The sequence below is a fragment of the Mesorhizobium sp. M7A.F.Ca.CA.001.04.2.1 genome (genome assembly GCF_003998485.1).
GTDB classification, from domain to species: domain Bacteria; phylum Pseudomonadota; class Alphaproteobacteria; order Rhizobiales; family Rhizobiaceae; genus Mesorhizobium; species Mesorhizobium ciceri.
In genome coordinates this window covers 1-1,637 of sequence record NZ_RZQT01000244.1, presented here as the reverse complement: position 1 = coordinate 1,637, position 1,637 = coordinate 1, and the positions used below count along the sequence as shown (strand labels likewise).

The following is a 1,637-nucleotide window of genomic DNA, read 5'->3' as shown; positions in this document are numbered from 1 at the left end:
CGCACCCCGCACCCGCGGCCCGATCTCGGCCAGCCGCTCCGGCGTCACCCGCACCGTCGGTCCCGACACCGAAACGCCGCCGATCGGCTCGCCGAATTCGTTGAAGATGGCGGCTGCCACGCAGCGCATGCCGGGGTGCCGCTCCTCGTCGTCGACCGACCAGCCGCGCAGCTTGATCCGCGCCAGATCGTGGGCAAGCGCCGAAATGTCGGACAGCGTCCTGTCGGTGAAGCGCTGCAGGCCTGCCTTGCGCAGGATGGTTCCGACGCGCTCCGGCTCGAGATGCGCCAGCACCGCCTTGCCGATGCCGGACGCATGGAAGGGGCTGCGCGTGCCCGGCCGGAAGAAGGCGCGGATCGCCTGATGCGTCTCGACCTGGCTGACGAAGACCACGCAATCGTCCTCGGCGACGCCGAGATTGGCGGTCTCGCCGGTTCTCTCCATCAGCTCTTGCATGACGATACGCGCGCGGTCGACCAGCTTGCGGCGGCGCAGGAAGGCCGCGCCCATGCGGTAGGTCTCGACGCCGATCGACCACAACTGGTCTGATGTGTCGAATTCGACCATTCCGTGGTTTTGCAGCGTCGTCAGCATGCGGTAGGCGGTGGAGGCGGCAAGCCCGCTCTGCGCCGATATCTCGCTCAGCGACAGGCCGCTGCCTTCCGCGACAATGGCCAGGATCCGCAGCGCCCGATCGAGCGACTGCACCGAACTGGCCTCCGAGGGCCCATTGAAAGCGCGCGGCCGGCCGCGCTGGCGTTTTTCGGTGGTTTCCATGGCGCCATTCTCGGCCGATTTCGCCAAACGCACAATGAAAAAGTTTTTCACTGAGATCGCTAGCCGAATTCCTGGAAAACGGAAAACCAAATAGAATCAAAAAACTGACACTGTTTTCTAGAAATGAAAAAATATTCTGAAAAAATTGAAAAATACCCGGCTTGCTGACATCCTTGGCCAATCAAACAATGACAAACCCGTGGAGGGCTGGAAAATGGCCAGGATGCGCGCTGTCGATGCCGCGGTTCTCGTTCTCGAAAAGGAAGGCATTTCCTGCGCTTTCGGCGTGCCGGGCGCGGCGATCAATCCGTTCTATTCGGCGCTGAAGGCCAGGGGAACGATCCGCCACGTGCTAGCCCGTCACGTCGAGGGCGCCTCGCACATGGCGGAAGGTTTTACCCGCGCCAAGGCAGGCAATATCGGCCTGTGTATCGGCACTTCGGGTCCGGCCGGCACCGACATGATCACCGGGCTTTACTCGGCCGCCGCCGATTCCATTCCGATCCTGTGCATCACCGGGCAGGCTCCGCGGGCGCGGCTGAACAAGGAGGATTTCCAGGCCGTCGACATATCAGCCATTGCCGCGCCGGTCGCCAAATGGGCGGTCACCGTCATGGAGCCCTATCTCGTTCCCATGGCGCTGCAGAAGGCGTTTCACCTGATGCGCTCGTCACGTCCCGGCCCTGTGCTGATCGACCTGCCGGTCGACGTGCAACTCGCCGAAATCGAATTCGACATCGATGCCTATGAACCGCTGACGCCGTTCAAGCCGGCGATGACGCGTGCCCAGGCCGAAAAAGCGCTAGCGATGCTCAACGCGGCCGAAAAGCCGCTGATCGTCGCCGGCGGCGGCATCATCA

The 1,637-nt window shown here is 62.9% G+C and carries 2 protein-coding genes; one reads left to right on the top strand and one right to left on the bottom strand.

The window, feature by feature from the left end; genetic code table 11:
- A partial coding sequence (gene bhcR / locus EN955_RS33950; protein ID WP_245492855.1) for an HTH-type transcriptional regulator BhcR occupies window positions 1-777 on the bottom strand: 777 nt, incomplete at its 3' end.
- 214 nt (window positions 778-991) lie between these two features.
- On the opposite strand from bhcR, the gene EN955_RS33945 reads away from it, so the two are divergent.
- A partial coding sequence (locus EN955_RS33945; protein ID WP_245492854.1) for a thiamine pyrophosphate-binding protein occupies window positions 992-1,637 on the top strand: 646 nt, incomplete at its 3' end.